Source organism: Streptomyces sp. DSM 40868, assembly GCF_011820545.1.
Classification (GTDB): Bacteria; Actinomycetota; Actinomycetes; order Streptomycetales; family Streptomycetaceae; genus Streptomyces; species Streptomyces eurythermus.
The window spans coordinates 8,075,658-8,098,597 of sequence record NZ_CP050504.1 but is presented as its reverse complement, the minus strand read 5'-3'; the positions used below and the strand labels follow the sequence as shown (position 1 = coordinate 8,098,597).

16 protein-coding genes and 1 pseudogene are annotated in these 22,940 nt (G+C 73.6%); 10 read left to right on the top strand and 7 right to left on the bottom strand.

Annotation, left to right across the window (positions count from 1 at the left end; all coding sequences use genetic code 11):
- Window positions 1–265 precede the first annotated feature (265 nt).
- The 6 genes from HB370_RS36375 (at window position 266) to HB370_RS36350 (ending at window position 6,332) form a co-directional block, all read left to right on the top strand.
- Window positions 266–1,447: an acyltransferase gene (locus tag HB370_RS36375; RefSeq protein ID WP_030788355.1), complete on the top strand. Its 1,182-nt coding sequence runs from the start codon at window positions 266–268 to the stop codon at window positions 1,445–1,447.
- A gap of 461 nt (window positions 1,448–1,908) precedes the next feature.
- Window positions 1,909–2,802 (top strand): STAS domain-containing protein, encoded by an 894-nt coding sequence (locus HB370_RS36370; RefSeq protein WP_167513075.1) that lies wholly within the window; start codon window positions 1,909–1,911, stop codon window positions 2,800–2,802.
- On the top strand, window positions 2,799–3,176 hold the full coding sequence (locus HB370_RS36365; protein WP_030788353.1) for an STAS domain-containing protein: 378 nt from the start codon (window positions 2,799–2,801) through the stop codon (window positions 3,174–3,176). The genes HB370_RS36370 and HB370_RS36365 overlap by 4 nt, the downstream gene beginning before the upstream one ends.
- On the top strand, window positions 3,176–3,619 hold the full coding sequence (locus tag HB370_RS36360; RefSeq protein ID WP_030788351.1) for an anti-sigma regulatory factor: 444 nt from the start codon (window positions 3,176–3,178) through the stop codon (window positions 3,617–3,619). Before HB370_RS36365 ends, HB370_RS36360 begins: the two co-directional genes overlap by 1 nt.
- Entirely contained in the window at window positions 3,619–4,668 is a 1,050-nt protein-coding gene (locus tag HB370_RS36355; RefSeq protein WP_030788349.1) for an ATP-binding SpoIIE family protein phosphatase, read from the top strand. Before HB370_RS36360 ends, HB370_RS36355 begins: the two co-directional genes overlap by 1 nt.
- The gene (locus HB370_RS36350; RefSeq protein WP_030788347.1) at window positions 4,665–6,332 is read left to right on the top strand and encodes a GAF domain-containing SpoIIE family protein phosphatase; all 1,668 of its coding nucleotides are present in this window, start codon (window positions 4,665–4,667) and stop codon (window positions 6,330–6,332) included. The genes HB370_RS36355 and HB370_RS36350 overlap by 4 nt, the downstream gene beginning before the upstream one ends.
- A gap of 48 nt (window positions 6,333–6,380) precedes the next feature.
- On the opposite strand, the gene HB370_RS36345 is transcribed toward HB370_RS36350, so the two are convergent.
- From HB370_RS36345 to HB370_RS36335, 3 genes are all read right to left on the bottom strand, one after another.
- Entirely contained in the window at window positions 6,381–6,638 is a 258-nt protein-coding gene (locus tag HB370_RS36345; RefSeq protein WP_030788345.1) for a chaplin, read from the bottom strand.
- Between the two features lie 116 nt (window positions 6,639–6,754).
- Window positions 6,755–9,034 carry a catalase gene (locus tag HB370_RS36340; protein WP_030788342.1) on the bottom strand — a complete coding sequence of 760 codons (2,280 nt, stop codon included), beginning with the start codon at window positions 9,032–9,034 and terminating at the stop codon, window positions 6,755–6,757.
- A 436-nt stretch (window positions 9,035–9,470) separates the two neighbouring features.
- Complete coding sequence (locus HB370_RS36335; RefSeq protein ID WP_030788340.1) at window positions 9,471–10,934, bottom strand: PLP-dependent transferase; 1,464 nt, start codon at window positions 10,932–10,934, stop codon at window positions 9,471–9,473.
- Window positions 10,935–11,072: 138 nt separating this feature from the next.
- On the opposite strand from HB370_RS36335, the gene HB370_RS36330 reads away from it, so the two are divergent.
- Window positions 11,073–12,239 (top strand): amidohydrolase, encoded by a 1,167-nt coding sequence (locus tag HB370_RS36330; protein ID WP_030788338.1) that lies wholly within the window; start codon window positions 11,073–11,075, stop codon window positions 12,237–12,239.
- A 36-nt stretch (window positions 12,240–12,275) separates the two neighbouring features.
- Here the strand turns inward: HB370_RS36330 and HB370_RS36325 are convergent, their stop codons facing one another.
- The 3 genes from HB370_RS36325 to HB370_RS36315 all read right to left on the bottom strand — a co-directional run bounded on the left by HB370_RS36325 (window position 12,276) and on the right by HB370_RS36315 (window position 18,001).
- Window positions 12,276–14,816 carry a discoidin domain-containing protein gene (locus HB370_RS36325; RefSeq protein ID WP_030788334.1) on the bottom strand — a complete coding sequence of 847 codons (2,541 nt, stop codon included), beginning with the start codon at window positions 14,814–14,816 and terminating at the stop codon, window positions 12,276–12,278.
- A 140-nt stretch (window positions 14,817–14,956) separates the two neighbouring features.
- The gene (locus tag HB370_RS36320; RefSeq protein WP_051816024.1) at window positions 14,957–16,732 is read right to left on the bottom strand and encodes an RICIN domain-containing protein; all 1,776 of its coding nucleotides are present in this window, start codon (window positions 16,730–16,732) and stop codon (window positions 14,957–14,959) included.
- Window positions 16,733–16,846: 114 nt separating this feature from the next.
- A complete protein-coding gene (locus tag HB370_RS36315; RefSeq protein WP_030788327.1) occupies window positions 16,847–18,001 on the bottom strand; it encodes an FAD-dependent oxidoreductase in 1,155 nt (384 codons plus the stop codon).
- 121 nt (window positions 18,002–18,122) lie between these two features.
- Here HB370_RS36315 and HB370_RS36310 point away from each other — a divergent pair, with 121 nt between their 5' ends.
- Window positions 18,123–18,500, top strand: a complete 378-nt coding sequence (locus tag HB370_RS36310; protein WP_051816023.1) for a ribosomal protein L7/L12 — start codon at window positions 18,123–18,125, stop codon at window positions 18,498–18,500.
- Window positions 18,501–18,530: 30 nt separating this feature from the next.
- Complete coding sequence (locus HB370_RS36305; RefSeq protein WP_030788320.1) at window positions 18,531–19,565, top strand: hypothetical protein; 1,035 nt, start codon at window positions 18,531–18,533, stop codon at window positions 19,563–19,565.
- 29 nt (window positions 19,566–19,594) lie between these two features.
- Here the strand turns inward: HB370_RS36305 and HB370_RS36300 are convergent, their stop codons facing one another.
- Window positions 19,595–19,975 carry a hypothetical protein gene (locus HB370_RS36300; protein WP_030788315.1) on the bottom strand — a complete coding sequence of 127 codons (381 nt, stop codon included), beginning with the start codon at window positions 19,973–19,975 and terminating at the stop codon, window positions 19,595–19,597.
- A gap of 869 nt (window positions 19,976–20,844) precedes the next feature.
- Between HB370_RS36300 and HB370_RS36295 the strand changes: the two are divergent.
- Window positions 20,845–22,884: pseudogene (locus HB370_RS36295) on the top strand (TIM-barrel domain-containing protein); the annotation flags it as partial.
- Window positions 22,885–22,940 lie beyond the last annotated feature (56 nt).

Sequence of the window (22,940 nt, the reverse complement as noted above, 5' to 3'; positions counted from 1 at the left end):
GCCCTCGCAGCCTGACCCGGGCGACGCTGCGGCCCGACCGGGGTGTCCGTGCCCGGCCCGGGCGTCCACGCCCGGCCGGTCGTGGGTGGGCCACGGGCCGGTGTCGTCACTCGTGCGGGTGCACGCCGTCCCGCCGTCCGTGGCGTCCATGGCGACGCGTCGTTCGGCAGCAGTGTGAAGTTTCCCGAGCTGCGTGATGGACCGGGCGCGGACGGGCAACGAACCCCTTCATGCCCCACGCGATTCTCCTGCGGCAGGTGATGCGATGACCACGGCGACGACCCGGGCGCTCCGGACGCCGCCCGCCCGGACCGGCCAGGCGGCCGCCGGGTCCCCCGCACCGCCCACCCCGCCCTCCCTGCCGTCGCTCACCGGACTGCGCTGGATGGCGGCGCTGCTGGTGTTCGGACTGCACGTGCACAACTTCGGCTGGTTCGGCGGCACGGGTGGCCGCCTGATGTCCTGGGGCTTCGGCGCCGGCGCCACCGGAGTGTCGTTCTTCTTCGTCCTGTCGGGATTCGTGCTGACCTGGTCGGCGCGGCCCCGTGACCGCGCGCCGGCCTTCTGGCGGCGGCGGATCGCCCGGGTCTACCCGGTGCACCTGGTCACCCTCGTCATGGCGCTGGTCATGGCGGGCACGCTGACGCACCGCCCGCTGCCGGCGCCGGACCAGGCCTTGGCCAACGCGCTGCTGGTGCACTCCTGGTGGCACCCGTGGTGGCAGACGCTGAACCCGGTGAGCTGGTCCCTGGCCTGCGAGGCGTTCTTCTACGCCGCCTTCCCCCTGCTGTTCCTGCTGCTGCGCCGGCTCGGGCCGCGCGGCACGACCGCGCTGGGCGGGCTGTCGGTGGCCGCGGTGGTGCTGCTGGCCTGGACGGACGCCCACCACTGGTGGACGCACTCGGTCTACTCGTTCCCCGCCGCCCGGCTGCCCGAGTTCGTGCTCGGCGCGGTCACCGCGCGGCTGGTGCTGCTCGGCCGCTGGCGCGGGCCGGGGCTGGAGGCGTCGCTCGCGCTGGCCGTCATCGGCTACTTCCTGGTGCCGCAGGTCACGCCCGGCTACTCGGCCACCGTGTGCACCCTCGCCGGGTTCGCGCTGCTCATCCCCGCGGCGGCGGTCGCCGACCTGCGCGGGCTGCCGTCCCTGTGGCGAAGCGGGCGGATGGTGCGGCTCGGGGAGCTGTCGTTCGCCTTCTACATGGTCCATCTGCTGGTGCTGCGGGCCGCGACGACCGTGCTGGGCACCAAGCCGCGCTTCGGCCCCTTCGCGGGGCTGGCGGTCAGCGCGGCCGCGTTCGCCGTCTCGCTCGGGCTGTCCTGGGTGCTGTACGAGGCGGTGGAGCGCCCGGCCCGGCGCCTGCTGCTGCGCCGCCGCCGTCCGGCCGCGCGGCCGGACGGCGTACCGGCCCGCCGTGAGGCCCCGGCACCGGCACCGGCCCGCGATTGACCACCCCTCGCTTTCCAGCCGATTCTTCCGGCTGCATTCGGCCGTCCGTTCCCCCTCTCCCCGGCCGCCCGTCCCCGCACGGCCCGCCCCGCCCGTACCGGCGGGTGTCGCACGCGCGGGTGACGTCGGCGGGGCCGAGGAGAGTCCGCGGGTTTCGGGGGTAGGCGGCTGACCGGCGCCGGCCCGGCGGACGCGCACCGCCGGGCCGGCGACAGCCCCACGCACCGAAGGAGCCGAGCCGTCGCACCCCGGACAATCAGTGCACGACCCCTCGGGGTCCCGCCCGCTCGTCCGCACGCCCCGCCGGGCCGACCGTTCCCGGCCCGGGCATCAGTTGCCCTGGTCACGAAGCCGGGAGCGGGTTTGGCCCGGCCGGACGCCGGTCGCTACGGTGGGCGGTCGGCAATGATCGGCTTCGGAGAGCCGGCCCACCGGCGCCCCTGGCTGTGCGAGAGGAGAGGATGACAGTGCCCGAGCAGGACGCGGCCGTATCGGCACCTCAGGTGGTGAGTTCCTTCCTGGAACAGCGGAAGGAACAGATCGCCCAGCGCTGGGCCGACACGCCCCTGTTCCGCTCGGTCTTCACCGTCTCCCGCGACGAGGCGGTGGAGGCGTGCAAGGCCGTGGTGGAAGCGCTTTCCGAGGTGGCCGTCAGCGGTCGGCTGGAGGACGTGGGCTCGCCCGGCTTCGTGCCGGTGCGCGACCAGTTGGGGCGGATGACGCAGACCCGGGCCCGCACCGGGTCCACCGCCTCGCAGATCGCCGACGAGGTGGCCGGGCTGCGCGTGCCCGTGGTGGACCTGCTCCGCGAGGAGTTCACCGACCCCACGGCCCCGCCGGCTCAGGAGGCCGTGCTGGCGCTGACCATGCTGCTGGGCACGCTGCGGCTGGTGGTCATGGAGACGGCGCTGGACGCGAACGCGGAGCTGATCGAGCGGCAGCGGCAGCAGCTGCTGGAGGTGGCCACCCCGGTCATCAAGCTGTGGGAGGGCACGGTCGCCGTACCCCTGATCGGCACCCTGGACAGCGCCCGCAGCCAGGTGGTGATGGAGTCGCTGCTGGAGGCGATCGTGGACCAGCGGGCCCGGTACGCCATCCTCGACATCACCGGCGTGCCGACCGTCGACTCGCTCGTGGCCCAGCACCTGATGAAGACGGTCGCCGCGGCCCGGCTGATGGGCGCGGAGTGCATCGTCTCCGGCATCCGCCCGGCCATCGCGCAGACCATCGTGCAGCTCGGCATCGACCTCGGCTCGGTGCTCACCCGGTCCTCGCTGGCCGACGCGCTGGCCTACGCCCTCGGCAAACAGGGCATCGAGGTGTCCCGGGCGCACGCGAATGAGAGCATCCGGTGAACCAGCCCCTTCCCGGCCAGCCGTCGGTGCCGGTGCTCGCCCTCGGCGACGTGCTGCTGGTCTCCCTGCAGGGCGAGCTGCACGACGGCATGGCCGAGCAGTTGCAGCAGGACATCACCCACCGCATCTCCGCCGACCGGATGACCGGAGTGGTGATCGACATCTCCGGGGTGGACATGGTCGACTCCTTCCTCGGCCGGGTGCTCGCGGAGATCGCCTCCACGGCCGGGCTGCTGGCGGCGCGCACGGTCCTGGCCGGGATGCGGCCCGCCGTGGCGATCACCCTGGTCGAGCTGGGACTCACGCTGCCCGGCCTGGTCACCGCCCTGGACGTCGACCGTGCCATGGAACTGCTGAACCAGAGGGGGAGCTGATGCAGCCGTCCGGCCAGGTGTCCGCGACGAGCCTGCCCATCGGCTCGGACGCGGATCTGGCCTGGGTGCGGCAGCACGTGCGGCAGTGCGCGGCGGGGCTCGGCTTCGGCCTGGTGCAGCAGACCAAGCTGGTCACGGCGGCGAGCGAGCTGGCCCGTAACACGCTGGTGCACGGCGGCGGCGGGCGGGTGGAGATCACTCCGCTGGACAATGGACGCAGCCGCGGCCTGCGGATGTGTTTCATCGACGAAGGTCCGGGCATCCGCGATCTGGAACTGGCCATGACCGACGGGTACACCTCCGGCGGCGGCCTCGGGCTGGGACTGAGCGGAGCGAAGCGGCTGGTGCACGAGTTCAGTGTCGACACCGAGCCCGGCCGGGGCACGACCGTGACGGCCGTGGCCTGGGTGGCCCAGGTGCCCGCGTCTCGCCCGGGGCTGTGATGGGCCGGGTGTGGGAGGTCCCGGTGCACGACTCCACCCGGGTGCGGGACGCCCGGATGGCGGCCCGGGAGGCGTGTGACGACTCGGGTCTGGCCCCCGCGCGTACGGCGGCGGCGGAGCTGGTCGCCACCGAGCTGGCCACCAATCTGCTCAAGCACGCCGGCGGCGGCCTGATGGTGGTGAACCTGGTGGAGCCGCCGGACGGCGGCGCGGGCCCGTCGGTCCAGCTGTACTCGCTGGACCACGGGCCGGGCATCGCCGACGTGGACGCCGCCCTGCGCGACGGTTACTCCACCGCCGACGGCTCGCTCGGCGCGGGGCTGGGCAGTTGCCGGCGCAGCGCCAACGCCTTCCACCTGTACAGCCGGCCCGGCCGGGGGACGGTCGCGGCGGCCCGGATCGACGCCGAGCCCGGCGAGCGCTGGGCGCCCCCGGCACGGCTGCCCGCGGGCGGGATCACGGTCTCCCTCCGTCAGGACGCGCAGTGCGGTGACGCCTGGGGCTGGGTGCGCTCCGGGCGGCTGCTGACGCTGCTGCTGGCGGACGGTCTCGGGCACGGACCGAAGGCCGCGCACGCCTCCGGCGCGGCGGTGGCGGAGCTGCGCCGCGCCGGGCATCTGCCGCCCGCGGACATCCTGCGCCGGCTGCACACGGCGCTGCGGCCCACCCGGGGCGCGGCGGTGACGGTGGCGCAGGTGGACACCGACCGGGCGGAACTGAGCTTCGCCGGGGTCGGCAATGTGAGCGCCCGGGTGCGCAGCGGGGGGTCCTGGACGTCCCTGGTGTCCCATCCGGGGATCGTCGGGGCGTACTTCCCGGCGCAGGTCCCGGTGCGCCGGCTGCCGTGGCACGAGGAGAGCCTGCTCGTGGTGCACAGCGACGGGCTGCCCAGCCGGTGGACGCCGCCGGAGGACCCCGGGCTGCTCGCCCACGACCCGTCGGTGGTGGCCGCGGCGATCCTGCGTGACGCAGGCAGCCCCGCCCGCCCCGTTCGCGACGACACCAGCGTGGCCGTACTGGCCCCCGACCGCCGGACCACCGCCCCATGACAGCCGCCCGCGACACCTGGACCATCGCCTCCGCCGCCGACGCGGCCCGCGCCCGTGCCCGGCTGGCGCGGCTCCTCGCGGACGCCGGGGTGCCCGCGCTCGACCGCGCCCGTTGCCTCAGCGCGCTCGGGGTGCGGCTGCGGCGCGCCCTGGCCGCGGGCGGCGCCGAACTGGCCGTGACCGCCGGCCCGGACGGCCGGCTGGGGATCGCCCTGGGCGGGCCGGAACCCTGGCGGCACACGCTTCACCGCACCGGCGCGGTGCCCGGCCCGCCGCCCGGCCCGCAGGACGCCCCGCTCGCCGAGGCGCTGCTGAGCGCCGACGAGGACACCGCCGCGGTGCTGACGAGCCTCTCCGAGACGGAGGAGTTGCTGCGGCTGCACCGGGAGGAGCTGCACCAGACCAACCAGGGGGTGCTGGCGCTGCACGCCGAGCTGGAGGCGGCGGCGCTGGCCCAGCGCGACCTGCTGGACGCCGAGCGGGCGGCCCGTGCCGAGGCGGAGAACGCCCGCCGGCTGCTGACCTTCCTGACCGACGCCAGCGCGGTGCTGCACGCCTCCCTGGACCACGAGGACATCCTGCGCCGGCTGCCGGAGCTGCTGGTCCCGGAGTACGCCCGGCACGTCGACGTATGGCTGGTGGACGACGAGCGGACCCCGCCGGGCGACCGGGCGGCGGCCACGGTGACGGCGGCGCGCACCGGCCGTCCCCAGCACGCGGGCCCCCATCCCGGGGGGCTGCCCGGCGTGGACGACCTGCCGGCCTCGGCGCTCTCCCCCGACCGGCCGCTGCTGTGCCTGCCGCTGGGCGGGCGCACCGTGCAGGGGGTGCTGACGCTGGCCGCGCCGGGCGAGCGCTTCGACCCGGACACCACCGTGATGCTGCTGGAGCTGGCCCGGCGGGCGGGCATCGCGCTGGAGAACGCCCGCCAGTACGAGCAGCACCGGGACGTCGCCGAGGCACTGCAACGCGCGCAGCTGACGAAGCTGCCCACCGTGCCGGGCCTGGACCTGGCCGCGCGCTATCTGCCGGCGACGCACGGCCTGAACATCGGCGGCGACTGGTACGACGCCTTCTCCCAGCCGGACGGCAGTGTGCTGGCGGTGATAGGTGACGTCACCGGGCACGGACTGCGGGCGGCGGTCATCATGGGCCAGTTGCGCACCGCGCTGCGCGCCTACGCCGTGGAGGGCAACGGCCCGGCGCGGATCCTCACGCTGCTGCACCGGATGCTCCGCCATCAGCAGCCGGAGCTGTACGCGACCTGTGCCATCGCCCGGTTCACGCCCGGGGAGCCGGAGGTGGTGTGGGCGGCCGCGGGGCATCCGCCGGCCGTCGCCCGCGGCCCCCGGGGGGAGGTACGGGTGCTGGACGCGAAGCCGGGGATCATGCTGGGGGTGCCGCTGCCGTACGAGTACGAGGAGCACACCGTCGAGCTGCCGGCCGGGTCCGTCCTCGCGCTGTACACGGACGGTCTGGTGGAGCGGCGGACCGCCGGGATCGACGCGGGCATCGACCGGCTCGCCCGGGCCGTACAGGTGCTCGGCGCGGCGGAGCTTGCGGAGCTGGACACGGCGGCGGACGCGTTGCTCAAACCGATGCTGCACGACTCCGAACACGACGACGACATCTGCCTGTTGCTGTGCCGCACCACCAGTGGGTGAACAGCCGTGCGCCGGCCCCCCGTCGCGGGGGCCGGCGCACGGCTGGGGTCACTTGTTGACGCAGATGTTGCCGACAGCCGGGTTCAGCAGGCCGATGATGTTGATGGTGTTGCCGCAGACGTTGGCCTGGAGGTTGATCGGTACCTGGACGACGTTGCCGGACAGGATGCCGGGGCTGTTGGCGGCGACGCCGACTGCGGACGCGCCGCCCCCGCCCCCGCCGTCGGAGGCGAAGGCGTTGGCCGTGCCGGCCAGGGCGAGGGCTGCGGTGATGACGGTCGTGGTGGCCAAGGAGCGAAGACGCATGTTCTGCCTCACTGGTTGACGTCGGGTCGCCTCCATCACACCCGGGGGGCGTGCCGTTCGCCTCCGCTGCTACGCCGTCCGGGCGGCCCCGCCGTGACATTCCCCCGTCCGGCCGCTCAGGCGGCGGACGGGAAGCGTTCCCAGACCCGGTGCGCGCCGAGCAGCCGGGTGAGTTCCGCGAGCACGCCGGTGGCGGTGTCCCCGGCGATCACACCGGGCGCGTCCAGCGGGATGCCGGCCGCCTCCAGGGCCGCCTCGCCGCCCTTGGCGGCGCCGATGGCCTTGCCGTGCCGGAACGCCTCGCCCAGCAGCAGCCCCACCCGCGGGTCGGGGGTGGCGAACCCCGCGGTGGGCTGGCCGGCCTTGGCGTCCCGGGCTCCGTAGGCGTCCGCGCCCACCCCGGGGGTGCCCGCCACCAGCACCGCGTCGAACTCCACGGAACGCGCGGTGGCGTAGGTCCGCTGGACGGTCAGGGCGTCGGCGCCGTCGCCGAGGGTGCCGCCGACCGGTGCCACGATCAGCGGGACCATGCCGCCGTCGAGGACCGCCTGCCGGACGGCCCGTACGCCGTCGAGGTCGCCGTCGGGTCCGGTGAGGATGCCGATGATCCTGCCGTCGGTGGGCCAGGTGCGCCCGACCTGGGAGAGGGCGGGGCTGGGCTGGACGTCGGCGAGGGGCACGGTGGGTTCCGGTGCGGGCAGGCCGAGGCCGGCCGCGACGCCCGCGCACAGCTCCGGGTCGATGTTGGCCAGGACCTGCAACGCCCTTTCCCGGATGGCCACTTCGTAGCACTTGCCGAGTTCGAAGGTGTAGGCGCCGATGATGTGCTCGCGCTCGGGCGGGCTCATGCTCAGCCAGAACCGGCGCGGCTGGCTGAAGTGGTCGTTGAAGGACTCGGGCGCCTCGCGGACCTTGGTCGCCTCGGGGACGCGTACGGGCGTCTCGACGTACGCGCCCAGGTCCGCGCCGGCGGTGAACGGGCAGCCGCCGTCGAGGGAGTTGGGCCGGTAGGGGGCCACGCCCCGGTGGACGGCCGTCTGGTGGAAGCCGTCGCGGAGCATGTCGTTGACCGGTGCGTGCGGCCGGTTGATCGGGATCTGCGGGAAGTTGGGACCGGCCAGGCGGGTGATCTGGGTGTCCAGGTAGGAGAAGAGCCGGCCGGCGAGCAGCGGGTCGTCGGTGATGTCGATGCCGGGGACGAGGTGGCCCACGTGGAAGGCGACCTGTTCGGTCTCGGCGAAGAAGTTGGACGGGTTGCGGTCGAGGGTGAGCAGCCCGATCGGCTGCACGGGGGCCAGTTCCTCGGGGACGATGTTGGTCGGGTCCAGCAGGTCGATGCCCTCGAAGGTCTGGTCGGGGGTGTCGGGGAAGGTCTGGATGCCGAACTCCCACTGGGGGTAGGCGCCCGCCTCGATGGCGTCGGCGAGGTCCCGGCGGTGGAAGTCGGGGTCGACGCCGTTGATGATCTGCGCCTCCTCCCACACCAGGGAGTGCACGCCCAGCTTCGGCTTCCAGTGGAACTTCACCAGCGTGGTCTCGCCGGCGGCGTTGACCAGGCGGAAGGTGTGGACGCCGAAGCCCTCCATGGTGCGGTACGAGCGCGGGATGCCCCGGTCGGACATGTTCCACAGGGTGTGGTGGGCGGCCTCGGTGTGCAGGGTGACGAAGTCCCAGAAGGTGTCGTGGGCGCTCTGTGCCTGCGGGATCTCCCGGTCGGGGTGCGGCTTGCCGGCGTGGATGACGTCCGGGAACTTGATGGCGTCCTGGATGAAGAACACCGGGATGTTGTTGCCGACCAGGTCGAAGACGCCCTCGCTGGTGTAGAACTTGGTCGCGAAACCGCGCGTGTCGCGGACGGTGTCGGAGGAGCCCCGCGAGCCGAGCACGGTGGAGAAGCGGACGAACACCGGTGTCTCGACGTCCTCGGCGAGGAAGGCCGCCTTCGTCACGTTGGCCGCGGTGCCGTAGCTGCGGAACACGCCGTGCGCGCCGGCGCCGCGGGCGTGGACCACGCGCTCGGGGATGCGCTCGTGGTCGAAGTGCATGACCTTCTCCCGCAGGTGGTGGTCCTGCAGGAGCACCGGGCCGCGGGGTCCGGCCTTGAGGGAGTGGTCGGTGTCGTACAGCCGGGTGCCCTGGGCGTTGGTCAGATAGCTGCCGCTCTGCGCCATCCGGGCCTGGTCGGCGCCGGTGGGCTGCCCGGTCGGGGAGACGGTGTCGGGGCCGGTCTGGTCGGGCTTGGGCGGGAAGGGCTCGTGGGGGTCGGTCGGCTCGGCGACCGGCGGCGTCTGGGGGCCCGGCTTGCCCGGGATGCCGTCCTCGGGGCCCTTGGGTCCTCCCTGGAGGGCGTCCGCCACCTTGTCCGCGGCTCGCTTCAGGGGGTTCGTCTCGCTCATCAGTGGCAATTCCTTCGCTGGTCACGGGGGCGGGCCCGGCACGAACGAGCGGGTGTCCGCCGCATGGTCGCCCCGCCGGGGGCGGGCGGCCGGCACCACGGCCCGCGTCGGGTGGGTCCCGGGCGGAGGGGGGCCGATGGTGGCCTCGTACCGAGGTCCCCGGGCCGGGGCGTCCGAAACCGGGAACCTCGGGGAGTTCCCGGTCGGGGTGAAGTCGGGCCGTCTCGTATCGAGTTGCCGGGACGGCGGGCCCGCCGGACGCGCTGGTCCGGCCCGGGGACCGTCGGCAGGGCCACAGCCCCCTGCCGCGGACGTGTCCGTCAGCAGGGCCGGCTTCTTGACCCGGGGCAGGCCGCCGGTGCCCGGCCGCCCGCACCGCCACCCTAGGCGCTGAGTCGGCGTGGCGCAGTTCGAACGGTGTGCGGGGCCCGGCCGGTCAGGGGCGGGCGACGACGCGGAAGGTGTCCAGGGAGGAGTCCGCCGCGTCCGGGACGAGGAAGCCGTGGGCGATGCCGCTGCGCAGATAGTCCACGATCTCCGCGGTGATGACCTCGCCGGGTGCCACGACCGGCACGCCGGGCGGGTAGGGGCTGAGCGTCTCGGCGGCGATGCGGCCCACGGCCCGCTCGGCGGGCACCTGTTCGGCGGGGCCGAAGAAGGCGTCCCGGGGCAGGACCGCCTGTTCCAGTTCCAGGGCGCGCGGTTCGGGCAGGTGCACGGCCGGGCGCCGCTCGATGCCGTCCGCCCGCTCCACCAGCGAACGCACGGACTCCACCAGCAGTTTCTCGGTCTGCTCGTCGTCGGAGTGGGTGATGGAGGCGGTGATCCGGCAGGTGTCCGAGCCGCCCATGTCGATGTGGCAGTTCGTGCGCAGCCACTCGGTGGCCTGCATGCCGCTGATGCCGAGGCCCCGTACGTCGACGACGATCTTCAGCGGGTCGAACTCGGCGGCCAGCCCCTCGTCGATGATCTCGCCGCCCATCACCCGCAGCCCGGGCAGTTCCCGCAGCTGGGCCCGGACGCGTTCGGCGCGGTGCAGGGCCGCGTCCAGCAGGTCGTGCCCCTGTTCGACCATCTGCCGCCGCCAGCCGTCGAGGGTGGCGTAGACCAGGCTGGAGGCGCTGGTGGTGCCGAGCAGGTCCTCGCGCTGCTTGAGCACGGTCGGCGAGACCCGGTCGCCCTGGAGGTGGAAGACCGAGCTCTGCTCGATGGCACCGCCCATCTTGTGCACGCTGGTGACGACCAGGTCGGCGCCCGCGTCCATGCCCCACACGGGCAGGCCGGAGTGGAAGGGCAGGTGGGCGCCCCACGCCTCGTCCACGATGAGCGGGACGTCGGCGGCGTGACAGACGTCGGCGACCGCGCGCACGTCGGCGCAGGTGCCCCAGTCGGTGGGGGTGATCAGCAGCATGCCCTTGGCGTCGGGGTGTTCGCGCAGCCGGTCGCGGACGTCGTCGGCCTCCGGCGGATGGGCCATGTGCCGTTCGCCGTCGAACTTGGGGTGCACCCAGACGGGCTCCACCCCGTTGATGATCACCGCGGCGATGACCGACTTGTGGGCGTTGCGGGACAGCAGCAGCTTCTCCCCCGGTCCGGCGACCGCGAGCATCGCGGTCTTGACCGACAGGGAGCTGCCGCAGGTGGAGAAGAACGCCTGGTCGGCGCCGACCGCGTCGGCCATCAGTTCCTGCGCCTGCTCCAGCACGCCCTGGGACTGGCGGCGGTCGTCCAGCCCGTTGAGGCTGAGCACGTCCGAGCGGAACACGTCCAGCCCGAGGATGTCGGCCACCCTCGGATCGGCGCCACGGCCCTGTTTGTGTCCCGGAGGCCCGTACACCACGTCCCCTCGTCGCCGGAACTCCTGCAGAGCCTCCAGCACGGGTACGCGGGAGTGGTCCATGACTGCCTCCTGAACTGTTCGGTTCCGCACCCACCGTGTTGCACCGGTGGGGCGCCCCAAACCCGGCGGCCCGGTGTCGGGAGCCGTTCGGGTGGAACCCGGCCCGGCAGAGCACACCCGCCGCACCGAGGAGGACTCGTGTCGCTGTACCGCCGGATCGGGGAGGAGGTCGCGCGGCGCGCCGACGCGCTGTGGTCCGTGGCGTCGGCGCTGCACGCGGACCCGGAGACCGCGTTCGCCGAGCACCGGGCGGCGGCGCTGCTCTCGGGGGAACTGGAGGGCGCGGGTTTCGAGGTGCGGCGTGAGGTGGCGGGGCTGCCGACCGCGTTCACGGCCCGCTCGGGGCGGGGGCGGCCGGTGGTGGCGTTCCCGCTGGAGTACGACGCGCTGCCCGGGCTCGGCCACGCCTGCGGGCACAATCTGATCGCGGCGGCCGGCCTCGGGGCGGCCCTGGTGCTGGACGCCGTGCGGGACGGCGGCGAGGGCACGGTCCTCGCGGTGGGCACGCCGGCCGAGGAGGGCGGCGGCGGCAAGGCGCTTCAGGTGGAGGCGGGTGTCTTCGACGGGGTGGACGCGGCCCTGATGTTCCACCCGGGGGTGTACGACTGGGTGCGGGCCCCGCTCACCGCGCAGGAGCAGTACCGGGTCGCCTTCCGGGGCCGGGCCGCGCACCCGACGGGCAATCCGACGGAGGGCATCGACGCGCTGGCGGCGCTGATCGAGCTGTTCAACGTGTTGTCCTCGCTCGGCCGCCGGCTGCCGGAGGGCTCCCATGTGCAGGGCATCATCACGCAGGGCGGCACGGCCACGAACATCGTCCCGGAGTACGCGGAGGGGCGGTTCGGGCTGCGGGCGCTGACCACGGCCGCCCTGGACGAGCTGGCCGGGCAGCTGGGAACGGCCGCCGAGGGGGTGGCCCGGGCGACCGGCACGGTGGTGACCGTGGAGCGGGCGAGCGTGCGCTATGAGCACTTCCGGGACAGCCCGGCGCTGTCCGAGCGGTTCGCCGGGCATCTGGACCGGGCCGGGATCGCCCTCACCGCGCCCGCTCCCGGGGTCTATCTGGGCTCCTCCGACATCGGCAACGTCAGCGGGCGGGTGCCCGCCATCCACCCCTTCGTCGCGATCATGGGCGCCGGGGGTTCGGACCACACTCCGGAGTTCGCCGAGGCCGCGGCCTCGCAGCGGGCGCGCCGGGTGCTCCTCGCCGTGGTGGAGGCGCTGGCCTGCACGGCGGCGGACGTACTGGGCGACGCGGGCTTGCGCGGCCGGGCGTGGGAGGACGTGCGCCAGGCCGAGGGGTGAGGCCTGGCGCGTTCCGCGGGCGGTGTCGTACGGGTCCTACGGGAAGGACGTCACCTTGGAGGGAATGGTGTCGGTGCCCGAGGTGGGGGCGCCCGTGTTGTTGACGACGTGGGCGTACTGGCCCTTGCCGCCGAGGGAGATCACCATCAGGTCGTGCATCTTGATGCCCGCGGTGACGGGCACCTGGAAGCCGTGGGTCTGGACGATCGACGGATCGGCCGTGAAGTTGCAGTAGCTGCCCAGGCCCCAGGCCTCGTGGGTGGTGACGGAGTCGGCGACCTTGTAGGCCGCGTAGCCGACGATGCCGTCATGGGTGACGGCGGCGGCGTTCGGGACGTCGTACGCCTTCTCGTTCTGGAAGAAGATCGTCCGGCCGCGTTCCCCGCTCCAGTGGACGTCGTACTTGTTGAAGTGCTCCACGAACAGGCCGGTGGCCAGGACGTCGTCGCCGTTGACGCGCAGTCCGTAGTCGGCGCGGTTGGTGTCCCAGCCGACGCCGCTGCCGTGGTCGGCGCGCCAGATCCAGGTGTGGTCGATGACGACGTCGTCGCTGTCGACCACGACGGAGTTGGTGGCGAGTCCGGGTCCGGCGCCGCCGATGCGGATGAACACGTCCTGCATGGTGGTGGGGTTCGCCGAGTGGTCGGCGCCGGCGCCGGGGGTGCCGATGCGCAGCAGGGTGTCGGAGTTGACCGGGCCGGCGTCGATGAGGAATCCGGCGAGCCGTACGCCGTCGACGTCGGCGACGTGCATCGCGTCGACGCCGTTGTCCGGGACGAGGGTGGCCAGGCCCAGGCCGAGGACGACGGTGTCGGGGCGGGTGACGTCGAGGGTCTGGTCGAGGTGGTAGACGCCCGGGGTGAACAGGAGGTTGAGGCCCTGGGCGAGGGCCGCGTTGATGGTGGCGGCGGTGGCGCCGGGCTTGACCACGTAGAACCGGTCGAGCGGGAGCGAGGTGCCGGCGTTCGCGGGCCAGGAGACACCCCGGGCGTTGGTGCGCTTGGCCGGGACGAACACCTTGTAGGAGGAGCCGTCCAGGTAGAGGAAGGGCTTCTCGCGGGAGACGGGGGTGGTGTCCAGGGTGGTGTACGGGCCGCTGTCGAAGTTGGTGGCGGGGGCGCCCTGGACGCCGGAGAAGGTCATGTTCCACACGCCGTTGGTCCAGCCGCCGACGGAGCTGTCCCGGGTGTACCACTGCTGCTGGGAGTACGGGCCCACGGTGCCGTCGATCTTCGAGTCGGCGATGTAACCGCCGGAGGCCCAGCCGTAGCCGTTGGGCGCGAGGTTGAGGCCGCCCTTGACGTGGATACGGCGGAAGGGCGCGGCCTGCGCGACCGCCCAGCGGTCGGTGCCGTTGGACGGGTTGAGGGCGAGGTTCTCCGCCGAACGCCAGAAGTTCTGCGTGGCGTTGCCGTTGAACCAGCCGGCGTCGACGGTGACATCACCGTTGATCTGCGTGTCGTCCGGGTTCAGTCCGAGGCCGGAGATCGAGGTGTAGAAGCCGAGTTGGGCGTTGATGCCGTTGTACGTGCCGGGCTTGAGCAGGAACTGGTAGCGGCCGGTGCCGAACTGGGCGGACTCCTGCCGGGCGAAGACGTCGTCGAACTTCTGCTGGAGGTTGGGCGTGGAGGGGTCGACGACGATGACGTTCGGGCCGAGGTCGCCGCCGCCCTGGACCGGCGGCAGACCGCTGGTGCCGGTGTGCACGGCTGCCTCCCACAGCGAGTAGCCGTAGCCGGTGCCGCGCGCGGTGCCGTGGATCCGTACGTACCGGCCGGAGCCGCTGACGTCGTACGAGGCCGTGCCGCCGGTCGCGCCGGTGACGGACTTGAGGGTGCTCCAGTTCTGCCCGTCGGCGGAGGCCTGGAGCTGGAAGTCCTTGGCGTAGGCGGCCTCCCAGTTCAGGTCGACCTTGCAGATGTCCTTGACGGCGCCGAGGTCGACCTGGAGCCACTGCGGGTCGGCGGCCTGGCTGGACCAGCGGGTGGTGGTGTCGCCGTCGAAGGCGGCGGAGGCGGGGGTGCCGGCGTTCTCGGTGGAGGAGGCGGTGGCGGGCCTGCCCCTGGCCGCGTTGCCGCTGTCGCAGCCCGCCTGGCCGGTGTCCGTGCTGCCGTACACCCGGAACTCCCACAGGGAGTAGCCGTACGGGGTGGCCCGGTGCACGCCGAGCATCCGGACGTAGCGGCCCCGGCCGGAGACGTCGAGGGTGTCGGCGCCTCCGTCGGAGCCGGTGACGGACTTCAGGTCGGTCCAGGTGCTCCCGTCCCCGGAGATCTGGACCTTGTAGTCCTTGCCGTAGGCGGCCTCCCAGTCGAGTTCCACCCGGGTGACCGAGGCGGTGACGCCCAGGTCGACCCGGAGCCACTGGTCGTCGGCGGCGGCCGAGGACCACCGGGTGCCGCCGTCCCCGTCGACGGCCTTGCCGGCCGCGGTGCCGGCGTTCTCCACGGACGACGCGGTGGCCGACTTCCCCTGGGACAAGGGGATTTCGGCCGCGCCGGCCGAGGGGTGGGCGGCGGGCAGGGTGATCAGTGCGGCCGTTGCGGCCAGCGTGACACCCAGGGGTCTCCATCTCATACGGCGGCTCCAGACGTGGCGGGGCCGACTCACCGGCCCCACGGCTTAGTTCAGGTTTTGATTTAAGGGATGAACCAAGCCGACCACAAGCCTTCGGACACCACCTCCTTCGTCGGCCGGGACTCCCGGGCAGCCGTGCGTCAGGCCCGGGACGGGGTGAACGTCAGGGTTTGTTCGGCGGCGGTGCGACCGTCACCGGGGGAGCCCGCGGGGGCCGTCCAGGTGCGCGGCGCAGTGGTCTCGGCGAGCCGGCCGGGGGCCGCGGACAGGCCGAGGACGAGCCCGCTGTAGCGGTTGACCAGGCGGTGGGTGCCGGGCGCGGAGGAGTTGGCGATCAGGAACCACTGCTGTCCGACGGCCGGTCCGCCGGCCGGGGCGGCGGTCACCGTGGGCCGTGCTCCCCAGGCCCGGCCCGCCGTGCGCGCGGAGTCCACTCCCAGCAGGCGGCCGGTCGCCGCGTTGGCGATGGTGAAGGCGCCGTCTCCCGTCGGGGTGAAGGACCACGACTCGCGGGCGGAGCCGGTGGGCCGGGCGAGGGAGGTGACGGCGGAGCCACCGGACTCCTGCGCGAGGATCCGGCCGCTGCCGGCGGCGATGCGGTAGCGGCGGCCGGTGTCCACGGGCGGGGCGGCGGGCGTGGCGGAGTCCACGGTGACGTCGGCGTACTCGCCCGAGGAGCCGTGGGAGCAGCCGAAGGAGCAGTAGGCGCGGAAGGTCCGGCCGAGCACGGCGGAGCCGGTGCGGCTCACGGGATCCAGGAACCAGCGGTACCAGGAGGCGGTGGTGTAGTCGCCGGTGTCGCCGATGAGCTGCCACCTCTGGGTGGCCAGGTCGTCGGTGGCGTACAGGTACTGGGGTGCGCGGCCGCTCTGGTCGACGGCCTGCGGGGTGCCGATGTACCGGCCGAGGTGGGCGTCGTAGGCGATGTTCATCACGAACAGCGGTGAGGTCGGGGGCATCTTCCCGGCCGCGATCTGCTCGGCGGCGGTGCCGGTGTTGGCCGGGTCGTACTCGGCGCCGACGGGGGTGTAGCCGGTGGGGTGCCCGGCGTCGACGGGGACGATGTTGCTCTCCCGGCCGCCGGTGCCGGGCTGGGACCAGGCGCCGTCGTACCACTTGTGCCAGGAGCCGGGGGCCATCTTCGCGGCGATCGGGGCGCGGGCCACGTGCTCGTAGAAGGCCTTCCAGCCGCCGCTCTTGTCGACGATCCGCGAGCCGTAATAGACGTAGAAGTAGCCGGAGGAGGTGTCGGCGAACAGGCGCTGGTCGCCGTCGCCGTAGGAGTACGTCTCGTGCGGGAAGGCCGTGGTGTCCCCGCGCCTGGTGCTGTACGGCGAGGTGAGCACATGGTCCTTGATGGTCCAGGTGCGGCCCCGGTCGGTGGAGACGGCGTAGTCGATGGCGTCGTAGTGCAGTCCGTCGCCGAAGGGGCGCGGGGTGAACTCGTTGTGCACCAGGCCGTACCAGTCGCCGGTGTCGGGGTCGATCCAGATCCCGGAGAGGTCGCAGTAGTTCTTCCGCGCGTATCCGGAGCCGGCCGGCGCGTACGTCGCCTCGCGCCCGGTGGGGCTGTTGTCGCACCGCCAGGTGGTGTCGTCGTTGCGGTCGGCGGGGTTGGCCGGGTCGGCCGCCTCGCTCAGGGTCCGGTCGAAGGCGGCGGTGTCGAAGTCCTTGCCGGTGTAGAAGTCCCAGACCCGGGGGTCGTCGGCGCCGTACAGCGCGGCGGACTGCTGGTAGTGGAAGGTGCCGTCGCGGTCGGTGAAGGCGGTGGCGGGGGTGTCGGTGGGATGCGGGAACGGCTTGGGGGTGCCCACGGTCACGGTGTAGCGGGCGTCGGCGGGGGACGCGGTGCCGCTGCCCAGGACCAGGGCGACGGCGGCGGCCACGGCGCCGCCCGCTCGGATCGACAGTCGCACGGTAGCTCCTAGTTGCCTCGGGGCCGGTCGCACGGAACGATCCGGCTCCGGCCGCGCCGCGGCAATGGACTCCCGTCCCCCGCCTCTTGCACTTTCGCGCGCCGGCGGGCCGGTTCACACCTCCGGCCCGGGCGGGACGGCGGACAGCGGGGTGTCCCAGGCGAGCTGGCCGAGGAGGCGCTCGTCAGGTCCTGCCGGGCGCGCCGTCACGGTGCCCGCGGTGTTCCGGGACAGGGCGCCGCTGACGGTGATGTTGTGCTCCGCCCGTGGCCGGCGGTGCCGCTCGTACGCGGCGTACGCGGTGGCCGGGTCGGGCAGGTCCCGCAGCGCCTTGGCCAGGACCACGGCGTCCTCCAGCGCCATCGAGGCGCCCTGCCCGGTCGCCGGGGAGGCCGCGTGCGCGGCGTCGCCGGCGAGCACGACCCGCCCGGTGTGCCAGGCCGTGCCCGGCGACAGCTCGGTGGCGTTGGTGACCAGGATGGCGTCGCCGGCGGCCTCGACCAGGCCGGCGGCGGGCGTGGAGTCCGCGCGCAGCAGCGTCAGCAGCCGCTCGCGCGCGCCGGCCGACGGCGCGGCGGGCGCCCCGGCGGGCAGCGGGTCACCGCTCTCGCGGGCGAACCAGTACGTCTCCTCCGCCGGGGACACCGCGTACCCGAAGGCGGTCGCGCCGCCCCGGACCATGGTGAGGGAGCCGTCCGGGCCGGGGGCGGGCGCGGTGCGGGTGTAGCCGTAGTAGACGCGCTGTCCGGCGTATCGGGGCCGTACCTCGGGCATCAGCAGCCGGCGCACGGTCGAGCGCAGTCCGTCGGCGCCGACGAGCAGGTCCCCGGTGGCCGTGGTGCCGTCGGCGAAGCGGGCGGTGACGCCGTCGGGGCCGTCCGTCACGGACACCAGCCGGGCCCCGTGGCGCAGGGCGATGCCGCGCCGTGCCGCCTCGCCCTGCAGGGCCGCGTTCAGCTCGCCCCGGCGCAGACAGCGGTAGCGCAGGGCGGGGTCGTCCGCCTCGCCGAGCGGGGCGTATGACACCTGCGCGCCCCGGCTGTCGAGCAGCCGCAGCGAAGTCAGCGGAAAACCGACGGCCGTGACGGCGTTCACGGCGTCCAGCTGGGCCAGGGCGCGCATGCCGTTGCTCGCCAGGGTCAGGAAGGCGCCGAGGTCCTCGGCCGTGTCCGGGTGGGCCTCGAACACGGTGACGTCGAGCCCGGCCTTGCGCAGCCCCAGCGCGGTCGCGGTTCCCGCGATCCCGCCGCCGATCACCAGTACCCTCATCGCATCCGCTCCGGTCGCCCGCCGTCCTGACGGGGCGGCGGTGGTGGCCCGTCCATCCAAGGACAGCGGTGGCCGGACGGGGGCGGGATCCGGACAGAGCCGGCGGGACGGGGAGGGTCGGGTGGAAGAACCGGATTTCGCGGTGGTGCTCACCGGCTGGGCCGGGGACAGCAGGCGGGAGGTGATCGGGGTCCTGCGTGCCGTCACCGGCCTGAGTGCCTGGCGGAGCGCGCTGCTGCTGTCCGCCGCCCCGGCGCCGGTCGTCGAGGAGGTTCCGTTCGAGACCGCCGTCCGGGCCGCCGCGTCCCTGCGGGCGGCGGGGGCCGGTGCGGACGTGGTGTGCGGCTGGTGTGCGCGCACCCTGCCGCCGGACGGGCGCCCGCTCTCCCCCGGCCCGTGCGCCTCGCGCCACTGGTCCGCGGCGGACTGCCGCGCGAGCCGCTCCCGGGGCGCGGCCCGGCAGGCGCGTGCTCCGGAACGCCCCTCGTGCGAGGGGTGATCGCGCCGGTGGAACGGGTACGTCCCGGCCATGCGGGTGAGCGTGGTGGACGCGGGATCGAACACGGTGCGACTGGTGATCGCGGACGTGGAGGGGGGTGTGCCGCTGCCGGTGCACACGGTCAAGTGGAAGTTACGCCTGTCCGAACACCTGGGCCCGGACGGCACGATCGCGGACGAGGCGGTGCGGCGGCTGGTCGAGGCGGTGGGCGCGGCGAGCGCCACGGCCCGCAGATGGCAGGCGGCGGGTCCGCTGGCCTTCGCGACCACGGTGGTCCGCGCCGCCCCGAACCGTCATGAGGTGCTGCACCGGGTGGCGTCCGGGACCGGGGTGCGCATGTGCACGCTGCCCGGGGAGACGGAGGCCGAGCTGACCTTCCTGGCGGCCCGCCGCTGGCTGGGCTGGAAGGCGGGCCCGCTGGCGCTGCTCGACATCGGCGGCGGCTCGCTGGAGGTGGCCTTCGGGCGGGGCAGGATGCCCGGCTTCGTGGCGTCCCTGCCGCTCGGCGCGGGCCGGCTGACCAGGGAGTACCTGACCGTCCAGGACCCGCCCGGGCCGAAGGAGCTGAAGGAGCTGCGCCGCCGGGTCCGCCATGAACTGCGGGACGTGGCCGCGCGGATCCGCTGGGAGCGTCCGCGTACCGTCGCCGTCACCTCCCGTACGTTCCAGCAGCTGGCCCGGCTGTGCGGGGCGCCTCCGGGTCGTCACGGCCCGTTCGTGGAGCGGGAGTTGGCCTGCGGTGATCTGCGCGAGGCGGTGCGCGCGCTGGCCGCGCTGCCCGCCGCGGAGCGGGCCCGGCTGCCGGGGATCTCCGCGCCGCGCGCCGCGCAGAGCCTGGCGGGGGCGGTGGTGGGGCACACCGCGCTGAAGCTGATGGGCCTGCCCCGGGCCGTGGTCTGCCCCTGGGCGATCCGCGAGGGGGTGCTGCTGCGCTGTGCCGAGGACGGCGCCGACTGGTGGACGGACGTCACCTCCACCACCGGCACCGTCGCTCCCGCCGCTGCTGCCGGCGCCGGTGCGCCGGCCGCGACGGCGGTGCTGCGCGTCGCGGGTCCCCCGGCCTGACCACGGGCGCGGGGCCCGGGCGGCCGTGGTCAGGAGACGTGCTTCAGGCGGGGCAGGCAGCCGAACCAGTTCACCGTGTCCTTGTCGGTGGTGTAGCCCAGGCACCTGATGCTTCTGTCGTGCAGGGTGCCGGTCCGCTCGACGCCTCCGTCCACGTAGTCGTTCTTCTGGTGGGGCTGTACGAGGGTGTCGAACTCGACGGTGTACCAGCGGTGGTCCTGGTCCGGTACGTCGCAGTGGCGGGCGGTCACGTTACGGCTGGGCCCTTCACTCCATATGGGGCGCTCGGCGCGGTCGCAGTGGGCGCGGCCGGCGGCCTCGGCGGTGCCGGCGCCGGTGCCGAGCAGGACGGTGGCGCCCGTGGCCACCGCCGCGCCGGCGCCGAGCAGGCGCTTGAGAGCGGAGTTCATCGTGTGGTCCTCCCACCGGCCGTGCTGACGGCCGGGATCGCTGTGTCACCTTGCTGTGATCGTCACACCGGCCCGCAGGTCCGGCCCGTCGGCCGCGGGCCCACTCCCCCGACCCGGTGATCCGGGTCCCGCCAATGCAGCAGACGGCGGCCCGGGCGCGGCGCCCCGCCGCCCGGCACTCACCCCGGTATCTGCCGCCCACCCCCGGTATCGCCCGCCACCCACCACCCCGGTATTGACATGTACCTGCGTCTACCCCGAGGCTTCGTGCGTGAAGTTGCTCGATTGACGCTTGTTTCAAGCGCTTGTGAGCAACGTCAGTCAGGACAGTCAATCCGCGAAGGTGCGAGGGGAGCTGTTCCGCCGTGCGAAGACTCCGACATCGTGTGCCCTGGCCGGCCTGGGTTCCGCTGGGGCTGGCGACCGCCCTGGCCGCGACCGTGCTGTCCGGCCCGGCACCCGCCGAGGCCGCGACCACCGCCTCCGGCGCCGTACTGGACCCCGCCCACGCCACCGTCGGCTGGCGCAGCCCCGTCTATGCCAAGGGAACCGGTGGCGGCCCCGAGAAGTGCCCCGCCGAGGCCGCCGACCCCGACGGCACGGTCTGCCACCGTTTCGACCTCACCGTGTCGGTGCCGGACGGCTACTGGAACGACAACCCCGAGGGCGGCGTCCCGCTGTCCATCAGCTGGGAGCGCCCCTCCGACGACTTCGACCTGTACGTCTACGACGACCACGGCAAACAGGTGGCCTCCAGCGCGGGCACCGCCGACCCCGAGGCCACGGTGATCCCACGCGCGTCGGGGACGTACCACGTGCTCGTGGTGCCGTACGACGTGCACGACAACTCCTTCACCGGCACCGCCTATCTGCCCGCCACCACGGACGCCGGGGACCTCACGTCCTTCTCCGGCGGCGACGGCAGCTACACGATCGCGGCCGGCCGGCTGACGGCGCGCGCCGACTTCCTGACGGGTGGTCAACTACGGCTCCAGGCCGACCCGTCCGGCGCGCTGAGCGATCCGGCCGGCACCGCCATCGTGCGCCGGCGGCCCGCGCTCCAGCACGGCACCTCGTCCTTCGACGCGGGCGACTACTACGGCATCCGCTCCCCTCAGGCCGTGCTGCGCGTGTACAAGAAGCCGCTGCGGTTCGGGCTGTACCGGCCCGACAACCGCACCCGGATCTGGCAGGAGGACAAGCCGCTGCGCTGGTCGACCGGCGGGATGCGGCAGAGCCTCGTGCGCGGCCCGGAGGAGCAGTTCTTCGGCGGCGGCGAGCAGAACGGCAGCTTCTCGCACCGCGACCGGACGATGTACGTGGCCAACAGCTTCGACTGGAACGAGGGCGGCTACAACAACTCCCAGCCGTTCTACCTCTCCAGCGCGGGCTACGGCGTCTTCCGCAACACCTTCGCGCCGGGCGTGTACACCTTCGGCTCGCCGGTGACGACCGGTCAGCAGGAACGCCGGTTCGACGCCTACTACTTCCTCGGTGATGCCAAGCAAGTCATCGGCAAGTACACGGCGTTGGCGGGCCGCCCCTTCATGCCGCCGGTGTACGGCCTGGAACCGGGCGACTCCGACTGCTACCTGCACAACGCCAACCGGGGCGAGCGGCACACCCTGGACGCCCTGAAGATCGCCGACGGCTACACCGAGCACGAGATGCCGCTCGGCTGGATGCTGGTCAACGACGGGTACGGCTGCGGGTACGAGAACCTGGAACAGACCGCCAAGGGCCTGCAGGACCACCACGCCCAGCTCGGCCTGTGGACCGAGAACGGCATCGACAAGCTCGCCGACCAGGTCAAGGCGGGTCAGCGGGTGGCCAAGCTGGACGTGGCCTGGGTCGGCAACGGCTACAAGTTCGCGCTGGACGCCTGCGACGCCGCGAAGAAGGGCATCGAGGACAACAGCGACGCCCGCGGCTTCGTCTGGCTGCCGGTGTCCTGGGCGGGCGCCCAGCGCTGCGGAGTGTTGTGGAGCGGCGACCAGAAGCTGTCCTGGGACTACATCCGCTGGCAGATCCCGACGTACGCCGGCGCGACGATGTCCGGCATCGCCTACAACACCGGTGACGTCGGCAGCATCTACCGCCACGACGCGAAGATGTACGCCCGCGACCTGCAGTGGAAGGCGTTCCTGCCGGCCATCATGACGATGGACGGCTGGGCGAGCGACCTCACCACCGGCAAGCCCGCCGAGCAGCAGCCGTGGCGGGACGGCGAGCCGTACACCTCGGTCAACCGGAAGTACCTCCAGCTGAAGGAGCGGCTGCTGCCGTACATGTACACGCTGTCCGCCGAGGCGGCGAAGACCGGCGTGGGGGCGGTGCGCCCGCTGTGGCTGGAGTACCCCGACGACCCGGCCACCCTGGGCGAGCGGGCGAAGTACGAGTTCCTCTCCGGCCCGGACTTCCTGGTCGCGCCCGTCTACGAGGACTCCGGCACCCGCAACGGCATCTATCTGCCGAAGGGCACCTGGACCGACTACTGGACCGGGCGCATCTATCAGGGGCCGACCACGCTCGACGGCTACCACGCCCCGCTGGACACCCTGCCGCTGTTCGTGCGCGAGGGCGCGATCGTCCCCATGTGGCCGAAGGGGACGACCAGTTGGCAGACCCGCGACCGGCACGAGCTGGACTGGGACCTGTACCCGGCCGCCCACGGCACCAGCCACTACACGCTGTACGAGGACGACGGCGTGACCCGGGACTTCGCCCGGGGCGCCGCGGCCACGCAGAAGGTGTCGGTGCGCGCCGACGGCCGGGGCACGACCGTGACGGTCGGCGCGAGCCGGGGCGCCTACGCGGGCAAGGTGGACGCCCGGGCGTACCGGTTCACGGTGCACGGCGCCGATACCGCGCCCGCTCAGGTCCTGCTGGACGGCCGCCGGCTCCCGCGCTCCGCCTGGTCCCACGACCCCGCCACCCGGGTCACGACCGTCACCACGGCCCGCCT

Bases quoted from the DNA above. Each gene is read 5' to 3' on its own strand.
- HB370_RS36300 (WP_030788315.1), bottom strand. From the start codon at position 19,975: ATGAACTCCGCTCTCAAGCGCCTGCTCGGCGCCGGCGCGGCGGTGGCC.
- HB370_RS36350 (WP_030788347.1), top strand. From the start codon at position 4,665: ATGACAGCCGCCCGCGACACCTGGACCATCGCCTCCGCCGCCGACGCG.
- HB370_RS36375 (WP_030788355.1), top strand. From the start codon at position 266: ATGACCACGGCGACGACCCGGGCGCTCCGGACGCCGCCCGCCCGGACC.
- HB370_RS36370 (WP_167513075.1), top strand. From the start codon at position 1,909: ATGACAGTGCCCGAGCAGGACGCGGCCGTATCGGCACCTCAGGTGGTG.
- HB370_RS36340 (WP_030788342.1), bottom strand. From the start codon at position 9,034: ATGAGCGAGACGAACCCCCTGAAGCGAGCCGCGGACAAGGTGGCGGAC.
- HB370_RS36360 (WP_030788351.1), top strand. From the start codon at position 3,176: ATGCAGCCGTCCGGCCAGGTGTCCGCGACGAGCCTGCCCATCGGCTCG.
- HB370_RS36325 (WP_030788334.1), bottom strand. From the start codon at position 14,816: ATGAGATGGAGACCCCTGGGTGTCACGCTGGCCGCAACGGCCGCACTG.
- HB370_RS36305 (WP_030788320.1), top strand. From the start codon at position 18,531: ATGCGGGTGAGCGTGGTGGACGCGGGATCGAACACGGTGCGACTGGTG.
- HB370_RS36335 (WP_030788340.1), bottom strand. From the start codon at position 10,934: ATGGACCACTCCCGCGTACCCGTGCTGGAGGCTCTGCAGGAGTTCCGG.
- HB370_RS36315 (WP_030788327.1), bottom strand. From the start codon at position 18,001: ATGAGGGTACTGGTGATCGGCGGCGGGATCGCGGGAACCGCGACCGCG.
- HB370_RS36345 (WP_030788345.1), bottom strand. From the start codon at position 6,638: ATGCGTCTTCGCTCCTTGGCCACCACGACCGTCATCACCGCAGCCCTC.
- HB370_RS36355 (WP_030788349.1), top strand. From the start codon at position 3,619: ATGGGCCGGGTGTGGGAGGTCCCGGTGCACGACTCCACCCGGGTGCGG.